We start from the raw sequence: 17847 nt of genomic DNA, 5'->3' as shown, positions 1-17847 counted from the left end.
CGTAAGAAAAAAATTTCATTCCTTGTTTTTTTTCATCAAACTCTCTACCTTTGCAGTCCGAAATAAAAATTTGAAGTTTTTAAATAAAATCTGGACGAGTTCCACAATACAAACCATTTTTGAATCATGGTAAAAATGAGACTTGCCCGCAGAGGGCGAAAAAAATTGGCAATATTTGATATAGTTGTTGCCAACGTAAGTTCACCACGTGATGGTAGATTTATCGAGAAATTGGGGATTTACAACCCAAATACCAACCCTGCCACTATTGAATTTGATGAAGACAAGGCATTTGATTGGTTGATGAAAGGTGTACAACCCACAGATACTGTAAAAAGAATCCTCTCTTACAAAGGTGTTCTGCTGAGAAAGCACCTGCAAGTAGGTGTAAATAAAGGAGCTATATCCCAAGAACAAGCTGATGCAAAGTTGGCTGCGTGGAAAGCCAATAAAAATGCTCAAATACAAGCCAAGATAGACCGCTTAGCAAACGAAAAAGCAAGCTCCAACAAGGCTAAATTAGAAGCAGAAGCAAAAGTAAAAGAAGCAAGAGCTATCGCTATTCAGAAAAAAGCACAAGTACCTTCCGAAGAGTCAAGCGAGGCTAATAATGCCGAAAATAGCACTTCTGAGGAATAAATGTATAAAAACATACTTACCATTAAAGATGTTAGAGAAGTTTTTTCTAACATCTTTTTTATTTTTGTGGGCTTGAAAATTTCATAACAAAATTTCATGTTCAATAAAAGTACTTTTTTAAATTAGTTTAGAAATAAAAGATTAAAATGGAGATTAACAAGATTTATAATGAAAATTGTTTAGAAACTATGGCGAAAATGCCAAATGAATTTATAGACTTTATTATTACCTCACCTCCTTATGATGATTTGAGAAACTATGATGGTTATGAATTTGAGTTTGAGAAAATTGCTCTGGAAATAAAAAGAATATTAAAAAAAGGAGGAGTTATGATTTGGGTGGTGGGGGATAAAACTGAGAATGGTAGTGAAACAGGTACAAGTTTTAGGCAAGCCTTATTTTTTAAAGAAATTGGCTTAAATATACATGATACAATGATATATTATAAAAATAATCCTATGCCTACTACAGGAAATCGTTATCATCAGCATTTTGAATACATGTTTGCCATTTCTAAAGGTTCTCCTAAAACCTTTAATCCTATTACTGAACCTACCAAATATAGGGGAATTGCCAATATGAAAAATAGAGGACAAAACGGCAGTTTAGAATATGAAAAGATAAGCCGCACCTCAGAAAAAAAAATAGGAAATGTATTTTTCTATTCTGTTGGAGGAGGTATTTCTACTAAAGATAAAATAGCTTATCAACACCCCGCAATTTTTCCAGAAGAATTAGTAAAAGACCAACTTATTACTTGGACTAATAAACAAGACTTAGTGTATGACCCTTTTATGGGAAGTGGGACTACTGCAAAAGTAGCTGCACTTTACAATAGGTTTTGGATAGGTTCTGAAATATCTTCAGAATATGTGCTAATTGCTGAGAAAAGATTAGAAGATGCCTTTAAAAATAATTTATTTATTAATGGATTTAATTAGAATTGGCTCTGAAACTGCTAAAAATGGTTTTAGCAATGAAAATGATGTTGTCAATAAATTCAATAATTGGCAAAAAGACACAGATGCACAGAAATGGCTTTTGATTATGAAGTATCAAATTAGCGACATCGAGTACGTAAAAGCAATAAAATTAAATGGTTATAAGACGGACGTACAAGTTCAAGTAACTGTTAAATTAAAAAATCTGATAGATGTACAAAATCTACAAATTAAGTTAGTCAGTAATCATAGAGGATTTAATCAGGTAGATAAAAGATGGGTAGATAAGTATATAGAAATGTGGAATATTCATGAATCTGTAGCAAATATTTTAAAAAGGTATACAGGAGAAATACTACCTAATATATCCAATCCAAAGGATAAAAGGAGAATGTTTGCCAATGAGTTTAGCGAGATTGAGCAAAAAATAATATTACAATGGTTATTAGAGAATAAAACACTTATAGTTTCTGATATTTTGAAAGGTCGGGGACAGTTTGCCGCTGAGTGGATGTTAGTAGCCCAAAAAATAAAAAGCAATGCTCAGTGGGTACTAAAGCCAATCAATTATTGTCTTAATTTTTTTGGTAATGGTGAGGTTAGCATTACAGGTAAAGGTAATTTTAAAATAGGAAGAATTACTATGCAGCGAAAAGGAGGCGATAGAGGTAGAGAAACAGCAAAAATGTTACAATTTAAGATTAACCCCGCAGAATTATTTGATTTATAAAAATAGCTATTTATAACATAAAATGTTAATATTATTATTTTTTTACTTCTTTGTTACAAAAGACAAATTGAATAAAAAAACCAATAAAAAATATCAGATAAAAAAATGAACAGAGAAGATTACTACGAATTGGGCTATATAGCCAAACCAGTAGGGCTTAATGGTGAACTTGCAGTGATTTTAGATGTAGATGATGTAGAGGAATACGAAGACTTGGAAAGCATCTTTATAGAAGTAAATGGAGATTTAGTTCCTTATCTTGTCGAAGAGGTAAAATTCAAAGGAAATAAAGTATCTTTGATTTTAGAGGACATTAATTCCATAGAAAAAGCAGAAAAATTGCGAGGGAAAAAACTGTACCTCCCCGTAGAAGAACTACCTGACTTAGACGAAGGAAGCTACTATTTACACGAATTAATTGGTTATCAAGTGTTTGACTATATTAAAGGATACATAGGGAACGTAAAACTTATCTACAACCTTCCGACCCAAGACCTCTTGGCAGTAGAAGTGCAGGGAACAGAAGTAATGATTCCTACGCATGAGGACATCATGGTAGAGGTGAAGCAAGAAGAAAGGAGAATTAACGTTCAACTTCCCGAGGGGCTATTAGAAATATACCTCAATAAATAGCCGTCTTTACGAGCTGAGCAAGTCTTTCCTCAAAATTACTCCTAATACTACCACCGAGAGGATATAGGTGCTTACCCAAGTCATGGGAAGGGCTTGCAAGCCAAATCTATCTGATAACATATAAACCATAAGAAAAGACAAGCCTATAAATACACCTTGTAAAAAAATAAAAAGGCGTGTCTTTCCCTTAGCAATCAAAATGTTGGAAAGAAGGTAGTTAATAAACTTGAAAAAATCACCTACTATCACCCAAGCCAACAAAGTGGAGGCAGGAAGAAAAGAGGTATCAAAAAGCAAAATCAGGAGTTGTTCTCTTAATAAAAAGGCAAGTGATAGACCTACAATTATTAGTGGAATCAAGAGTTGGAGGGTTTGCCAACAATACCTTTGCAATCGCTTAGGCTGAGGTATCAAACTTGCTACTTTAGGATAAAAAATGACTAAAAAAGTAGTATTAAAAGTGAAAGTATAACCTTCTGAAATCCGCATTGCTGCCTCCCAAAGTCCTGTCTGAGCCAAGCCAAAAGTTGCCATATTGTACTCTCGCATCAGATAAAAGCCAAAGCGACTAAATACGACAATGCTCAAGCCTATAGCAAGAAAATCACTGAGTTTTTTGATTTTATTTTCTAATATTTGAATGGATAGTTTCCTTAATTCAGGTAAAAAAACGCTCAATGTGTTCCATGCTAAGGGTAAAGTAATGAATAAAGAAATTCCCTGTCCCAAATTATAGGCAAGTAAAGCAAGGGTAATATCCTGTTTATGAGCCACTAAGTAAATAAAAAAAGCACTTAGCACAATATTGAGAGTATTAAGAAAAGAAAACAGCTTAAAGCGGTGCTGGGATTGGACGATGGCAATACAAAACAGGTTTAACAAATTGGCAAGCAAGGGAATCATCACCCAAGTCAGCCAAGAAATAAAAAAGAAATTACCTGTGAAACGTCTTAAGTTTTCATAGTTCACCACAACTAATAAACAAGCCACTAAAAAAATAATCAAATGCAAGAGTATTCCCGCCGAGAAAAAACATTGCTTATCAGTCGTATTTATCTCTTTATCTGAAAGGAATTTTACTACCCCTTTATTTAAGCCTTCTCCCGCCAAAGCTGTAACCATACCTAATAAATTTTGGAAGTGAGCAAGCAGAGTAAGCCCAGAGAGTCCAAAATGAACAGCAAATAACTTATTGATAATGAAGTTAAAAGAAATTCTTACGCAAACTGAAAGGAATGTCCAAATTGAGGATTTCAATATAACTAATTTAAGATTTGACTTTGAAACACTATTGCTAAATTACTTTTTAATACTGCTCTGATACATCAGCCACCTCGTCCATTATCTCTACTTCTGCTAACTCATACGGTATTACTGCCGTTACTTTGCAGCCTAATCCTACGTTGGCATCTATGGTAAGCGTACCGTTAAGCAAGTTGGCTCGCTGGCTGAGGTTTGCCAAGCCGTTGCCACGTGTGATTTCATTGGCATCAAAGCCCTTGCCATTATCAGCGATTTCTAAGTGAATTTGGTTATCCTCTTCGTAGAGTTGGACTTTGATGGTATCAGCCTCGCTGTATTTGAGGGCATTATTGATTACCTCTTGGGCTATACGAAATACACCTATTTCCACTTGTGGAGCAAATCGTTTGCTACTGAGGTCTATGTCTGTATCTATCTCTATGTGTGTATTTTGCGACATCACTGAGCATAGGTTTTGCACTGCATCAGCCAGTCCAAAATCATTGAGTACACTTGGCATCAAATTGTAAGAAATACGGCGTACCTCTTGTTTGGCACTGTCGACCAATTGGGCAGTTTGCTTGAGTTCGATTTCAGGAGATGGCAAGTGTTCTTGCATTTTCAAATAATTTACTTGCATTTGCAAAGCGGTAAGGATTTGCCCTACGCCATCGTGCAGTTCCATAGCAACCCTGCGTCTTTCGTCCTCTTGTCCTTGAATAATCGCCAAAGAGCGTATTTTTTCTTGTTGTAACTGATTCTCCATCAAGAGTTTTTCATTTTCTTTTCTTTCTGTAATATCGCGAGCTATGTAGCAAGCCCCTGTAACTTCATTGTCATTGATTACAGGATTACAGGAAAATTCTATCCACATTTCTTTGTTTTGAGGCAAGTCTATTTTCCTCTCTATGACCAATTTTTTTCCCTTCATCACATATTCGTGAATCTGCCTCCATTGCACCTTGTACTCCTCGGGCAAAATCTCCATTGCATTTTTTCCGTACTGAATTTTAATACCAAAAGCTCCTTTAATTTTTTCGTACATTACCGTATTGAATGCCTTAAAAATGTGGTCTTTGTCCACATACCAAATCAAATCATCAGTATTCTCAATGATAGAAGTGAGGTTTGCTTGTTTTTCTTTGAGTTGCTCTTCTATAGCGCGCTTGCTTGTAACATCTTCGGCAGTAACCAATACGCCCATCAGCTCGCCATTAGTATCTCTAAGCGGAACTTTGGTGGTGTCTAACCAATAAGTTTTCCCATTTTTACTGATTAGTGGTTCTGTAATGTGATAAAGCGGCTTATTTTCTTTTAATACCGTCAAAGAACTTTGGTAAGACTGCTGGGCAAATTCTGCGGAAACAGGCAGGTCGTTATATCCTTTCCCAATCAATTCAGACTGATTCTGCTCGCCCATAGCATTGACAAAATTTTTATTACAACCCATGATATTCAGGTTTTTATCTTGTAAGATAATCCAACCGGGTATATTGTCAAAAATGAGTTGTAAAGTCAGTTCCCACTTGTGAGCTTGCTCTTGGACTTGCAGAAACTCTGTCATATTCTTATTGCAAAGCACAAAACCAATAATTTCATTTTCAGCATTCAAAATTACCCTATAAAATGCCTGAACGGTAATTTCTTTGCCAAAGCGTGTCTTTTGCTTGACTTGCCCTTTCCACTTCCCATTTCTGAGCAAGTCTCTTACAACTATCTCGGGGGTATAATTCCCTAAGTAATTAGTAGCGAATAGTTTATCAACTTGCTTCCCAAGCACTTCACTTTTCTCCCATCCATAAATATCCGTTGCTCCCTCGTTCCAATCCTGCACTTCCCAATTCTTGTCCAAGTAAATAATGGCATCAGAAATATTCTGCAATAATATTTGCTGGTATTCTGCCTTATTTTCTAACTCTTTGTTAATATTTTCACTTTGCTTAGTGATGAGTACACTTTCCTTTAATAATTTAATCTCATGCTCTAATTTGATTTTTTCTGTCAAATCCTGAACCGTACCTTCAAATCTAAGTGATTGATTTTCGATATTATGCACAAGTTTAGCATTGAATCTTATATATTTGATTTCCTGCTCAGGGGTCAGAATGCGATAAGTCAAATCCAAATCTGTTTTTTGGGCTATTGCCTTGTCTATTTCGCTTCGTACTCTCTCTACATCTTCTGAGTAAATGCGTTCAAAGAAAATTTTAGAATGAGTGATTTTATTGTGCAAGGGAATTTCAAAAATATAAAAAGTCTGCTCAGACCAAGACATTTGATTATTGGAAAAATCAACATCTATGCTACCTATTTTTGCATCTTCTTGGGTAGTTTTCAACAAGTTCTGGCATTGCGTAATGATATCTGCCGCTTTGATTCTTTCGTTTACATTGAGAAAATACTGTACTTGGTATGCAGTCCCATCGTATTCCAGCTCATTGATTTTAAGGTCTGTGTAAAGTAAACTTCCATTTTTGCGAATAAAAAAAGCATCAAACAAATGCTTGTATCTGCTGACTTGCTTTTTCAAAGGGAAGTCTGCTTCGCTTATCTTTTCTAATTCCTTACTCAACTTCACATAACGCATCACTTGTTTTTCTCCCAAAAAATCTTCTTGGGTATAGCCTGTCCAATTGCAAAAAGTTTGATTGACATAGCGAACTTTGGAAGGATTGGCTTGCTCTACGATGACTATGCCCATAGGACTTTGGTAAAAAACCTTCTCAAAGCGCGCTTCACTCTCTTTGAGGATAAGCTCTAACCATTGACTATCAGAGGGTTGGAGGTCTTTACTTTTGTCTATAAAATTGATAACTAATTGGAAAGGTGTGCCTTTGGGCGAAAGCAATACCTGAGCATCTAACTGTACTAATAGCCTTTCTTGCTCTGCGTTCAAGCATTTGAGATGCACTTTACGACCGTTTTCCGCATAGATGCTTTCTATAATGGTATCTATGTCCTCTGCACTTTCCCATCGGATAGCCTCCTTAAAAGTCTTGCCTACATAGTGAGTGCGATTACCTCCAAAGAGTTTAAGGAAAGCATTGTTGGTGTAAGTAATGCGTTGATTGCGGTCTATTGTCATCATAGGACAACAAGACAGATTGAGCATGAGATTGGTATAATACAAATTTTGCTCTGCCCTAAGTCTTCTGCTTCTCTCTTCGTCTAACTGCTGCTTAAGTGCAGTAAGTTCCTTGCTATTAGCCTCTTCCATAGTACATTTCATTTTCCAAAACTCAATTTAGCAAGGATTTGTTAGATTGTGAAATTTTTGAGTACTCAATTATTTGAACTATGTATTTTTCTCTTTACTAACCGTGGGCAAGGTAAAATAAAACGTACTCCCTTTGCCTACCTCGCTTTCTACCCAAATTTTCCCTCCATTCTTTTCTACAAACTCTTTGCAAAGAATTAGTCCTAAGCCTGTTCCTTTTTCGCCTTGCGTGCCTTCTGTACTAAAGTTGGAATGAATACTAAATAATTGTTTTTGCTTCTCTGGGCTAATGCCTATACCTTTATCTTTGACAGCAATAGTGATGAAATGCTCATTTTCAATAGCAAAAATGGTAATAAGACCTTCCTTTTCAGAAAACTTGATGGCATTATTTAGCAAATTTCTTAGTATAAAACGAAAGTGATTGAGGTCTGCATAAATTTGTACATGCTCTTGTATTTCATTGATAATGACAATATTTTTTGCTCCAGAGGCAGAAAGAGAATGTTTGACACTGCTCTCTACTATTGCTCGTATATCTATCGCCTCTGGGTGGATAGTTTCCCCTCTTATTTGCCCTCTTGCCCAAGCCAATAGATTATTGAGTGTAAAATCCATACTATTAAATTGCTGACTTAGTTCTGCTTTGACAAATTCTAATTCCTCAGAACTAAGAATTTGCGGGTCTAAAATATCTATGGTATTTCGCAGTGCGGCAACGGGATTGCGAAGGTCATGGGCAATGATAGAAAAAAGTCTGTCTTTCAAACGATTCATTTCGTTCAGATATTCTGACTGTTGGAGTATTTCCTCATTTTGTTGGAGTATTTCTTGGTTTTTTTCCTCTATAAGTCTTTGGAAATACATAGTATTTTTCTCAAAAAAACTTAACATCTGATAAGTTGCCATTAAAAGGGCAACTAAAACAACAAAGATATTAACGGTACTCGAGGCAAATTTTTCCCAAGTAAAGGGAGATTGAAAGTCATAGTTGAGGTAGTAATACGACATCATGGCTAATAAGCCTATGTAGATAAAAAATAATTTTCGCAGAAAGACCTCATCAAAAAGCAAAAAAATTCCTATTAAGGCTGTACTCCAAAATAGCTGTATTTCAGGGGCTTGAAGTATGGTAATCTGAAAAAATAAGGAAAGAGGATAATAGGTAAAAATCAATAAGCGTGCAGCACGAAACCTTTGCTTGCTTTGCATATACAAGGTAATCATGCCTCCAAAAATATCTATGATAGAGGTAGTTTCTCCTATGATATTTCCTTGAACTGCATAGGAAAGAATAGCAAATGGCTGCACTAAGACAAGTAAAATGCACAGAAAATTTAACAGTCTTATCTTCCGCTGTTCTGTAACGGGAATTAAGGGGCTGATTCCAAGACTCAATAAACTTTTTAGCATCTACTATTTTTTTGTTAATCGTTTTTTTCGGAAATTTTATTTTCTTCTGTAGGATTCTTTTTATTACCTCTTGGCTTTTTATTTTTCCTTTTACTAAAAATATTGCCAAAGAAATCCCAAAACTTATTAAAGGATTTGACATACACAATACTTGCCCCCGTAGTAGCGGAAGTTGTCCCTAAGGTAGCATCAAAAACATTGGAGAAGTTACGGCGGTACATTTTTGCTCGCAGTTTTCCGTCCCTTGTAACCAAGTATTCTATCGTCCAATCACCTATCACACTACTTGCATTAGCTTGATTTTGCATATTGGTAAAGCTCCCATCTCTGGTAACTCGCACCCTGCCGTTGAGGAAACTATAAGAAAGTCTGAGTTGGAAAGTATTTAACGCATTGGCATCTAAGCCGTTGAGGTCTATGTCGACTTCTAAGTTCTCATCTACTTGGGACATCCAATAGCTGAGCTGATTGGTCAGAAGCTCGCTGACGCTTCCTGCGGCTGACTGTCCAAGCCCCTCGAAAGCATTGGGAGCAGAAAGCCTTTTTAGCAAAATGAGGCTAAACACTTGGCGGTTGAGTTCTGCCTCGTCGTTGGCGATGCGTGTTTTAAATGCAGCAATATTGTTTGCCAAAGAAATAGACTGCCCGCCTGCTACTATGGTATTGGGGTAGTCAAAAAAGTTGATGTCAAACTTGATTTCAGGGCTAAAAAGTTCTCCTTTGAGTATCAAATCTACTTGCACAGGGTAACGGCGTTTTACTTCGGGGCTTTCGTTGCTATTGTTGTCAAGCGGGAGAATAGGCGCAAGTGAGGCTCTTTGCAAGTAAGTTGCCTTGATGTTCATAGTGCCTTTGAGCGGGTCGCCGTTCCAATTGATGACACTCCCAGCCGCAATACCAAATTCCTTATTGAATAAGTTTTGGAAGGTAAAGTTGTAAGCCCCTTGTACAATTTCTACATTGCCAAACATCTGAAAATCAGCTTTGGAGTCGTATTCCATGCTTACCTTTCCGCGTGCATTTCCTCTGATGATGTCCCCTGTTTTCCTGTCTAAGATAATCTCTACATAAGCCTCTGGAGTAATTTCTACCGCCAAGTCAATCAATAAATGAGAAAGATTAATTTTGGGGTGCGAGGGCTTGATAAACTGTAAGGTTGTATCTTTGATGCGCTTCGGGCTAAACTCCACATAGTTGATGAAGTCTTTTTGCTCTACGGTAGAGTAGCCGTCAAATGCCAAGTACATTTTCGTTCCTTTTTCGCTTTTTACATCTACACCAATATTCAGACTCGAGCCTACGCCCCAAATGCTTAGCTTACCTGAACCTATGGCTGTGCCGTAGTAAAGCGACTCGTCGGTCGGCTTGGTATCTAAAAGTTTAAAATTCTTGAAACTGCCTTTTAAGTCTAAGGAAAAATCTTGGAAACCTTTATGAAAAATACTTCCTTCTAACAAGCCTAAATTTCTTTGGTCGTCCCTAATCCTAAATCTTTTGAAAGCAATTCTATCTTTTTCCAAATATACCCTGTCGCTAAAAGTATAAGTTGCTCCTAAGTAATTGATTTTGAACTTACCTCTGCGGATAAAAGCACTTCCCTCTACGATTGGGGTGGCAGGCGAGCCTGTAATGTGCAGTTCGCCACTTGCCGTTCCCTCAAAGCCAGAGGCAATATCGGCAAGGAAAGGCTCTAAGATGCGGAACTCTATTTCTGCTAATTCTGCCTTCAAATCTAAGGGGTTTTCTTTGTTTTCTGGCGTATAAGTTCCGTTGCAAATGAGCGTTTTTCTTTGCTCCCTTTCTATGCTGGCATTGATGAGCATGGATTTTTTTGAATTGTCCCAAACCCCTGTATTGATGATGTCCCCTATTAAAAAGTTATCTATGCTTATATCTTTGATTTTGAGTTCATTCTCTATTTTTAATTTTTCAGTATCGTACAGTCCTTGCATACGCACAAAACCGCTCAGTTCTCCACCTAACTTAAATCCAACTATTTCATTAAACAGGTTCAAATCTAAGTTTTTTATATCTACTGAAAGTTTCTTGTTGGCATCTTCGGAAATATCTCCGTTAATGGAAACATAATCTTGTCCATTGCTTAGAATAATATTTTTAAAATTGATTTCCCTACCTTGAATCAGGATTTCGCTGTCCTCAGGATTCTGCCAAAGTTCCTTGACCAAGTTAAACTGAGAAGGTTCTATATCAATCAAGTAGGCTTGATTTTGTAAAAAATATACACTCCCTTTTACATCTACCGAGTTGGTAGTTTCAGACTGCTTAGCATAGGCATTGTATTTAAGCTGAAAATCAGCAAGTTGAGCATTAACTTTCAGACTATCTATGTCTAAAACTACCTCATTTTTTTCGTTTAAAATAAACTCCTTGCGAGAGAATAAGTTTAGTTCACCTTTTACTCCTGTACTGTCTTGATTTTTAGACAAATTAAAGTTTAACCGATTGAAGTAAGTTTCAAAATTGCCGTAAAAAAGCGTATCTATATTGCCTTTGAGTGTGATTTGGCTTTCATTGCCGTACTTAAATACACCACTAAGTTTGGTATTTTGGGCAACTTTGGCATCTATTTGCAAAAAGTCAAACACAGGCGCAAGATTTTTCAGACTAAGTTCATAATCAATCTGATAAGGGCTAACTTGCAAATTAGGGAAAGGAGGAATGGCATAAGTTCCATTGCCATTCTTGCCATTCGCTCCATTTTTTTTCTTTGGAGGGGTTAAATCTACACCGTATTTTTTAGCATAGTATTGAAGTGTTTTATCGCTATTTCTTTCAAAATGAAGTAAATATTCTTCTATCAAAGAAGTTAGATGCCCTATACTTGTACCTAAATTGAAATCCCCATCTGCAGCAAAATTCATGATGGTCGAGGCTAAAGTAATTCTTCGCCTATTTTTGCTAATCAGTTTGTCGACCAAGAGAAAATAATCCAAGTCGAGTCTTTTTCCATTTAGCACCAAATCCAAGTGATTGACGTTAGCGGTGCCGTCTAAGTTATCGAGGTCTAAGCCTTTCACGTTAATTACGATGTTGGTTTTGAGCGAAGTAGGTTGGGTGGCAAGCCCTATTTGGTCGAGCAGGGCTTTTTCTATCCTTCCTTGTAGCTGTATCGTACTGTCTTTCAGGTCTATATCTGCATCAGCATTAAAGATGAAATTGGAATCATTGACCGCTAATTTTCCTTCAAAAAGGCTTTTGCTCAACTTGGCATCTATGTCTATATGTTGATAGGTGTAGCCGTAAATTCCAAATTTTTTAATATGTGCATCTAAATCTACCTCTGCGGTAGAAGGTGTAAATCCTTTTCCTTTGATTTTTCCTTTCAAATCTATTTTTTGGATAATGTCAGGAATAAGGAGTAGCTCTCCCAAATTGAAGTCTTGAGTAACTAAATCGCCTTCGTAAGTATTCGTATTTTCTCCAAGACTCAAATGAATATTGTCTGCCTCGAGCCTGCCCAAGTTGGTATTGAAATCTCCATGCGTTACAAAATCGTAGTAAAAGCCTTGCAACTCGCTACTGAACTTCACTAAGCCAAACTTTGACACTCGGCTGTATTGGTCTGGATTGAGGTACTGCTGTAAATCAGGGAGATTGATTTGGGAATTATCAAAATCGTAGTCAATAAAAGTTTCCTCTATGTTGGGCAGACCACTCATAGCTATATCGCCTTGCAAACGACTATTTTGTCCAAATTTCAGGTCTAAATTTTTGATTTTCAGTTTACTTACAGTCCCATTCAGGTTTCCGCTCAGGATTAGTTTTTCTTTCCATTGCCGTAGGTCTGGGGCAAAGTAAGCAAGGTCTTCGAAGGTAAGGCGGCTTTCTTTGAGTTTGGCGTGAATGAAAATCTTATTATTAAAATCTGCAAAATCAGCAGGGTCTTGGTATCGGAAAACTAAAGAATCTCTCAAAATGCTATTGCCTAAGTGAGCGTATAGTTTCTTGAAACTCATGCTTTTGTGGCAAAACCTAAAAAAAGTTCTTAATTCCTTAATCGGAAAATCTATGACTGGGTTAATGGCAGAAAGCGTATTGATTTGAAGTTCGATAGTGTCATTTTTTGCTACTAAGTTTTCTATTTCTGCATCTATGCTATCTAATTGAAAATGAAAGTAGTCAAACTCTGTTTTACCCAAAGAATCATTGCGAATGTCTTGATAGCTAAAATGTGTATTCTGAAGGTAAGCCTCCCTAATAATGAACTTTGCATCGCTAATAGTAGTGTCATTGGGGTCGCCCTTGCCAAAAGCAGTGTCTATCCACTCTTGAATATTGAGCGAAGAATCTTGGGCATTATTGATGAGATTGACCTTCGCTCCTACTAAACCCACTTGGTCTAAGATGATGTCTTTGCGTTGGAACAGTCCAAGCAGGCTATAGTTCACTTCTAAGGCATCAACCTCAATCATGATATTTTGCAAGCGGTCTTTGATGAGGACATTCTTCAGTACTGCCTTGTCAAGCCACTGAATAGACACTTTTTGGATAGAGGTTTCAAAACCTGTTAGTTCGGAGAGGTAGTTAGTGGCTTTGCTTGCTAAATATGTCTGTACGACCGAAAGTTGGAGTAAGCCCAAAATAGAAAGAAATAATAACAAGATAGTAGCCTTGATTTTGCCAAGTCGTTTAAGCCACTTAACAAAAGAACTTTCTACTTTCTTTACTGTTTCTATGGTAGTTTCTATGGCTTTTTCTGCCGTTTCTTCTACTTGGTGAACTATTTTTTTTATTTCTTCTTCTGGCTTCACTAAACTTTAAGTCGTTTGTTGTCCTGGTTTAGAGTTTTTAGTTAGGGGCTATTAGGTTTTTCAAAGTACAAAAATAAGACTAAAAAACAAGTAAATATATGTCTTTTAGGGTAAATTAACGATTATTTTTGGAAAGAATGTACCCTCTTAAACAATTTGGCAGAGTTTTTATTTTTTACTGAATCAGACCCTGTTCCAACAATTTTGATTTACTTTTTGCTAATTTTGACATCAACATTGGAGAATAATTCGTTCCACAAAATAGATAAAGCCATGAAAATCAAATTCTTGAATTTTAAAATCTTGCAAATAAGTACTATTTTTACCTTATTATTTTTCTTTTTTATGGGAAATTTACTTGCCCAGCAAAAGAAAACAACTACCCAAACAAAAACGCCTGCTAAAACGACTACCCCTGCCAAGACGAATACTACGCCTGCTAAAACCAATACAAGCCAAACTAAACCTGCTACCAATACTACCAATAAGCCTGCTAATCAAACCAATACAACTACTACCACACCTCCTGATTCTCCTATTTCCGCAGCAGACATAGAGCAGTTCAAGAAGGAAGCCAAAGAAATGATGTCTTTTTTAGAGTATTCCTTCAATTTAGTAGGTGCTTCGGACAGCGAGGCAGAAGAAAAGGAAACAGTCATTACCCAAAGTTATGCTAAAGTATTCAAAGACAGCCAAGTAAGTATAGAAGATGACTTAGACAAAAAGCGTGATGCTATCATTTTCAAAGAGGTACAGGCTTACTTAAAAGACATTGATTTCTTTTTCGATGGTGTAGTGTTCAAGTTTGATGTACAAGATGTAAGTTATTTTTTAACTCCTGAAAATCAAGTAATTTTTAAAGTTACTATGAACAGAAACCTTAGAGGAAAAACCGTAGATGGGGACTCTTTGGTGAACAATCAGGTACGTTATGTAGAAATAAACCTCAACCAAGCACAAAGAGAACTCAAAATCGCAAGTATTTATACTAACAAAGTCGATGAAACAGAGGAACTAAAAGCATGGTGGACAAACCTTTCTCCTGATTGGAAGGGCATTTTTGGAAGTTATGTAAACCTGCCCGATACGGTATCTTTGGCTCATATCAAAAATATTACTGCTTTGGAAAGAATTGATTTAAGTACTAATAAGCAAATCAATGATATAGAACCGCTTAATCGCCTAACTAACCTCAAAGAGGTCAATCTTTCCAATACTTCTGTAAGTAACTTATTGCCTTTGCGCAATTTGTCAAACTTGGAAATTTTAAATTGTAGCAATACCCAAGCCAATAGCTTAGAAGCACTTAAGTATTCTCTGAATGTAAGAGAAATATATTGTAATAACTCACAAATTTCAGATTTAGAGCCACTTAGAAGTTTGCAAAAAATAGAAAAGTTGTATATTTCCAATACGCCCGTCAGTGACCTTTCGCCTATCTCGGGCATTGCTTCTTTGAGGGAACTACGCTGTGAAAATACAAGAATCAAAGACTTATCTCCTTTGGCTAACCTTCAAAACTTAGTATTTTTAGACATTTCTAATACGCCCGTCGCTGATTTAAGTGCTTTGGCTACCCTTAGCCAATTAGAGCGTTTAGATTTTTCCAATACACAAGTAAGTAGGCTTAATGGGCTGCAAAGCTTAAAGAAGTTAAAATTCATTACTTTTAATAACAATAGTAGAATCAATGATTTATCTCCTTTGAGTAGCTTGACTTCTTTGGAAAAAATCTATTGCGACAAAACAGGGATTACCAAAGAAATTGCACGCAAATTCAACACAAGCAATGCTAAAGTTTTAGTTATCTACGACTCCGAAATGCTCAGTAATTGGTGGAATAGCATGAACGGTGAATGGAAACTCATTTTTAATAAATATGTCAAATTCTCAGGACAACCTACCAAAGACCAACTCCAACAAATAGCCAATCTAACAGAAATAAATATAGCTAATAATCAATTAATCAACACCTTAGAACCTTTAAAAGAGCTGACCAACTTGAAAAAGTTGTATTGTGGGAATACCAATGTTAGCGATTTGAGTCCGCTAAAAGATTTGATTGATTTACAAGTATTGGAGTGCAACAATACCAAAGTAAGTAACTTGCGAGCCTTAGAAAACTTAACTAACTTAGAAAGATTAAATGTAGAAAGTGCCGCCGTAACAAGTTTAGAAGGTTTAGGTAAATTACATTCTTTGAAGCTATTATATGCTGATAAAAATACGCTTAGCTACGACCAGGTAGATGCTTTTAACCAGCAAGTACCTTCATGCTTAGTGATTCATCAGACAGAAACTTTGCGATTGTGGTGGCAAAATCTTCCAGATACTTGGAAAACTGTTTTTGGGCAACACGTAAAAGTAGATAATCCACCTACCCGCGAACAGACGCACCAAATAGCAACTTTGGAGGTTTTGAAAATGGACAACAACACCAGCATCAGAGATTTAGAGCCTATTAGGCAGTTGCGAAGGCTAAAAGAATTGTATTTTAATAATACGCTTGTTTCTAATATCTATCCTTTGATGTCTTTGAAAAAATTAGAAAGATTAGATTTTTCCAAGAATCCAATTAGCGATATTGCTCCTTTGACTGATATGATTTCACTCAAATATATCAACATGGAAAATACACCTGTCAAGCAACTTACTTCTCTCCAAAAGTTAGTAAATTTAGAGGAATTGAGATTTTCTGGAACACAAGTAGATGATTTAGAATCACTAAAAGGCTTGACAAATCTTAAAATAGTGGAGTTTTTTAGCACAAGGGTAAGTAATTTGAAACACTTGGAAGGTTTACCTAACCTAAAAGTAGTAAAATGCTATAACACCAAAGTTTGGAAAAGTAGAGCAAAATCTTTCCAAGAAAAAAGACCAGAGGTAGAACTAATTTTTTATTAAAAATTTGAGCCTTTGCTTGATACAGTAAGAAAATATATTGCTCAAAATCAATTATTTGAGGAACTACAGAATCTACTCCTTGCCGTAAGTGGAGGAGTAGATTCTGTAGTTTTGGTAGATATTTTACATCGTTTTCAATCTTATTCTCTTTCCATAGCCCACTGCAACTTTCAACTCCGTGGTAAGGAATCTGACGAAGACGAAACCTTTGTAGCCAATTTAGCCCGTGAGTACCAACTTCCTCTTTTTGTAAAAAAGTTTGATACACAAGAGTTTGCAAGCAAAAATAAACTTTCTATCCAAGTTGCGGCAAGGCAGTTACGCTATGCTTGGTTTGATGAAATATTGCTTTCTCAGCAAATTCCCCTACTTGTTACTGCTCATCACCAAAACGACAACATTGAAACGGTCATTTACAATCTTGCCAAAGGCACAGGCATTGCGGGTTTGCATGGGATTCTGCCTAAGAATGGCAATATTGTCAGACCGCTCTTGTGCGTGAGCAAGGAAGAAATATTGCAATATGCAAGTGCAAATCAGCTTGTTTGGCGAGAGGATAGTTCCAATGAAAGCGATAAATACAGCAGAAATCTGATTCGACATCATATCATTCCTATTTTAAAGCAACTCAATCCTAAGTTGGAAAATACTTTCCAAGAAAATACAGAAAAAATCCATGCAGTAGAAAATATTTTCAAAAATGTGGTTAATGAGTTCAAAAACAGGGTTTTGAACGAGATAAATGCTATCTGCTATCTTGATATCGAAGTTATTAGAAAAGAAAGTGAAAATCAGATAAAGCTGTATGAGATTCTCAAAGATTTTGGATTCAATTACAGTCAAATAAAACAGATTATCAATACTTTAGATAGTGAAGCAGGCAAGTTATTTACCTCTCATACGCACACCTTAGTAAAAGATAGAAAGCACTTAGTCCTTGCTCCTATACAAGCAAAAAATGAGGCTATAAAATTCGAGAAAAAAAGCCCAATCGTTACCCATCACAATTTCACTTTGGAACTTTACATTTTCTCCAAAAGTCCTGATTTCCAATTTTCTACTGATGCTAATATCGCTTACTTGGATTTTGACAAATTAAGCGAAAACTTAACTGTGAGAAATTTTGAGCACGGCGATGAGTTTTGTCCTTTGGGCATGAAAGGTAAAAAGAAGAAACTCACTGATTTTTTGAACGACCTAAAAATCCCCTTGAATCTTAAAAATCAAGTGCTTCTGCTGCTTTCAGATAAACAGATAGCATGGGTAATTGGGCATAGAATAGACGATAGGTTCAAGATTACAGAAAAAACTCAAACAGTTTTAGAAGTCAGATACATGATAAAGCAACAAAGCTAA

The 17847-nt window shown here is 36.2% G+C and carries 10 protein-coding genes; 6 read left to right on the top strand and 4 right to left on the bottom strand.

The genetic code is table 11. The features are described from left to right. Nucleotides 1-126 precede the first annotated feature (126 nt). The 4 genes from BM141_RS02795 to rimM all read left to right on the top strand — a co-directional run bounded on the left by BM141_RS02795 (nt 127) and on the right by rimM (nt 2943). Nucleotides 127-639: a 30S ribosomal protein S16 gene (locus tag BM141_RS02795; protein ID WP_317039426.1), complete on the top strand. Its 513-nt coding sequence runs from the start codon at nt 127-129 to the stop codon at nt 637-639. Nucleotides 640-827: 188 nt separating this feature from the next. Next, nucleotides 828-1580: a DNA-methyltransferase gene (locus tag BM141_RS02790; RefSeq protein ID WP_221407619.1), complete on the top strand. Its 753-nt coding sequence runs from the start codon at nt 828-830 to the stop codon at nt 1578-1580. After that, a complete protein-coding gene (locus tag BM141_RS02785) occupies nt 1567-2310 on the top strand; it encodes a PDDEXK family nuclease (RefSeq protein ID WP_091539711.1) in 744 nt (247 codons plus the stop codon). Before BM141_RS02790 ends, BM141_RS02785 begins: the two co-directional genes overlap by 14 nt. A gap of 105 nt (nt 2311-2415) precedes the next feature. Further along, nucleotides 2416-2943, top strand: a complete 528-nt coding sequence (rimM, locus tag BM141_RS02780) for a ribosome maturation factor RimM (RefSeq protein WP_091539640.1) — start codon at nt 2416-2418, stop codon at nt 2941-2943. 6 nt (nt 2944-2949) lie between these two features. On the opposite strand, the gene BM141_RS02775 is transcribed toward rimM, so the two are convergent. The 4 genes from BM141_RS02775 to BM141_RS02760 form a co-directional block, all read right to left on the bottom strand. Next, nucleotides 2950-4200: an MATE family efflux transporter gene (locus BM141_RS02775; RefSeq protein ID WP_143090774.1), complete on the bottom strand. Its 1251-nt coding sequence runs from the start codon at nt 4198-4200 to the stop codon at nt 2950-2952. 49 nt (nt 4201-4249) lie between these two features. Continuing rightward, complete coding sequence (locus BM141_RS02770) at nt 4250-7402, bottom strand: PAS domain S-box protein (RefSeq protein ID WP_177217243.1); 3153 nt, start codon at nt 7400-7402, stop codon at nt 4250-4252. A gap of 78 nt (nt 7403-7480) precedes the next feature. Further along, nucleotides 7481-8815, bottom strand: a complete 1335-nt coding sequence (locus BM141_RS02765) for a sensor histidine kinase (protein ID WP_091539631.1) — start codon at nt 8813-8815, stop codon at nt 7481-7483. A 14-nt stretch (nt 8816-8829) separates the two neighbouring features. Continuing rightward, entirely contained in the window at nt 8830-13587 is a 4758-nt protein-coding gene (locus tag BM141_RS02760; RefSeq protein WP_091539628.1) for a translocation/assembly module TamB domain-containing protein, read from the bottom strand. Nucleotides 13588-13860: 273 nt separating this feature from the next. On the opposite strand from BM141_RS02760, the gene BM141_RS02755 reads away from it, so the two are divergent. Beyond that, on the top strand, nt 13861-16491 hold the full coding sequence (locus BM141_RS02755; protein WP_143090773.1) for a leucine-rich repeat domain-containing protein: 2631 nt from the start codon (nt 13861-13863) through the stop codon (nt 16489-16491). A gap of 12 nt (nt 16492-16503) precedes the next feature. Further along, nucleotides 16504-17847, top strand: a complete 1344-nt coding sequence (gene tilS / locus BM141_RS02750; RefSeq protein WP_091539620.1) for a tRNA lysidine(34) synthetase TilS — start codon at nt 16504-16506, stop codon at nt 17845-17847.

It is taken from the genome of Thermoflexibacter ruber, from assembly GCF_900113045.1.
In the GTDB taxonomy this organism is placed as follows: Bacteria; Bacteroidota; Bacteroidia; order Cytophagales; family Thermoflexibacteraceae; genus Thermoflexibacter; species Thermoflexibacter ruber.
This window is presented reverse-complemented; position numbering and strand designations above follow the sequence as displayed.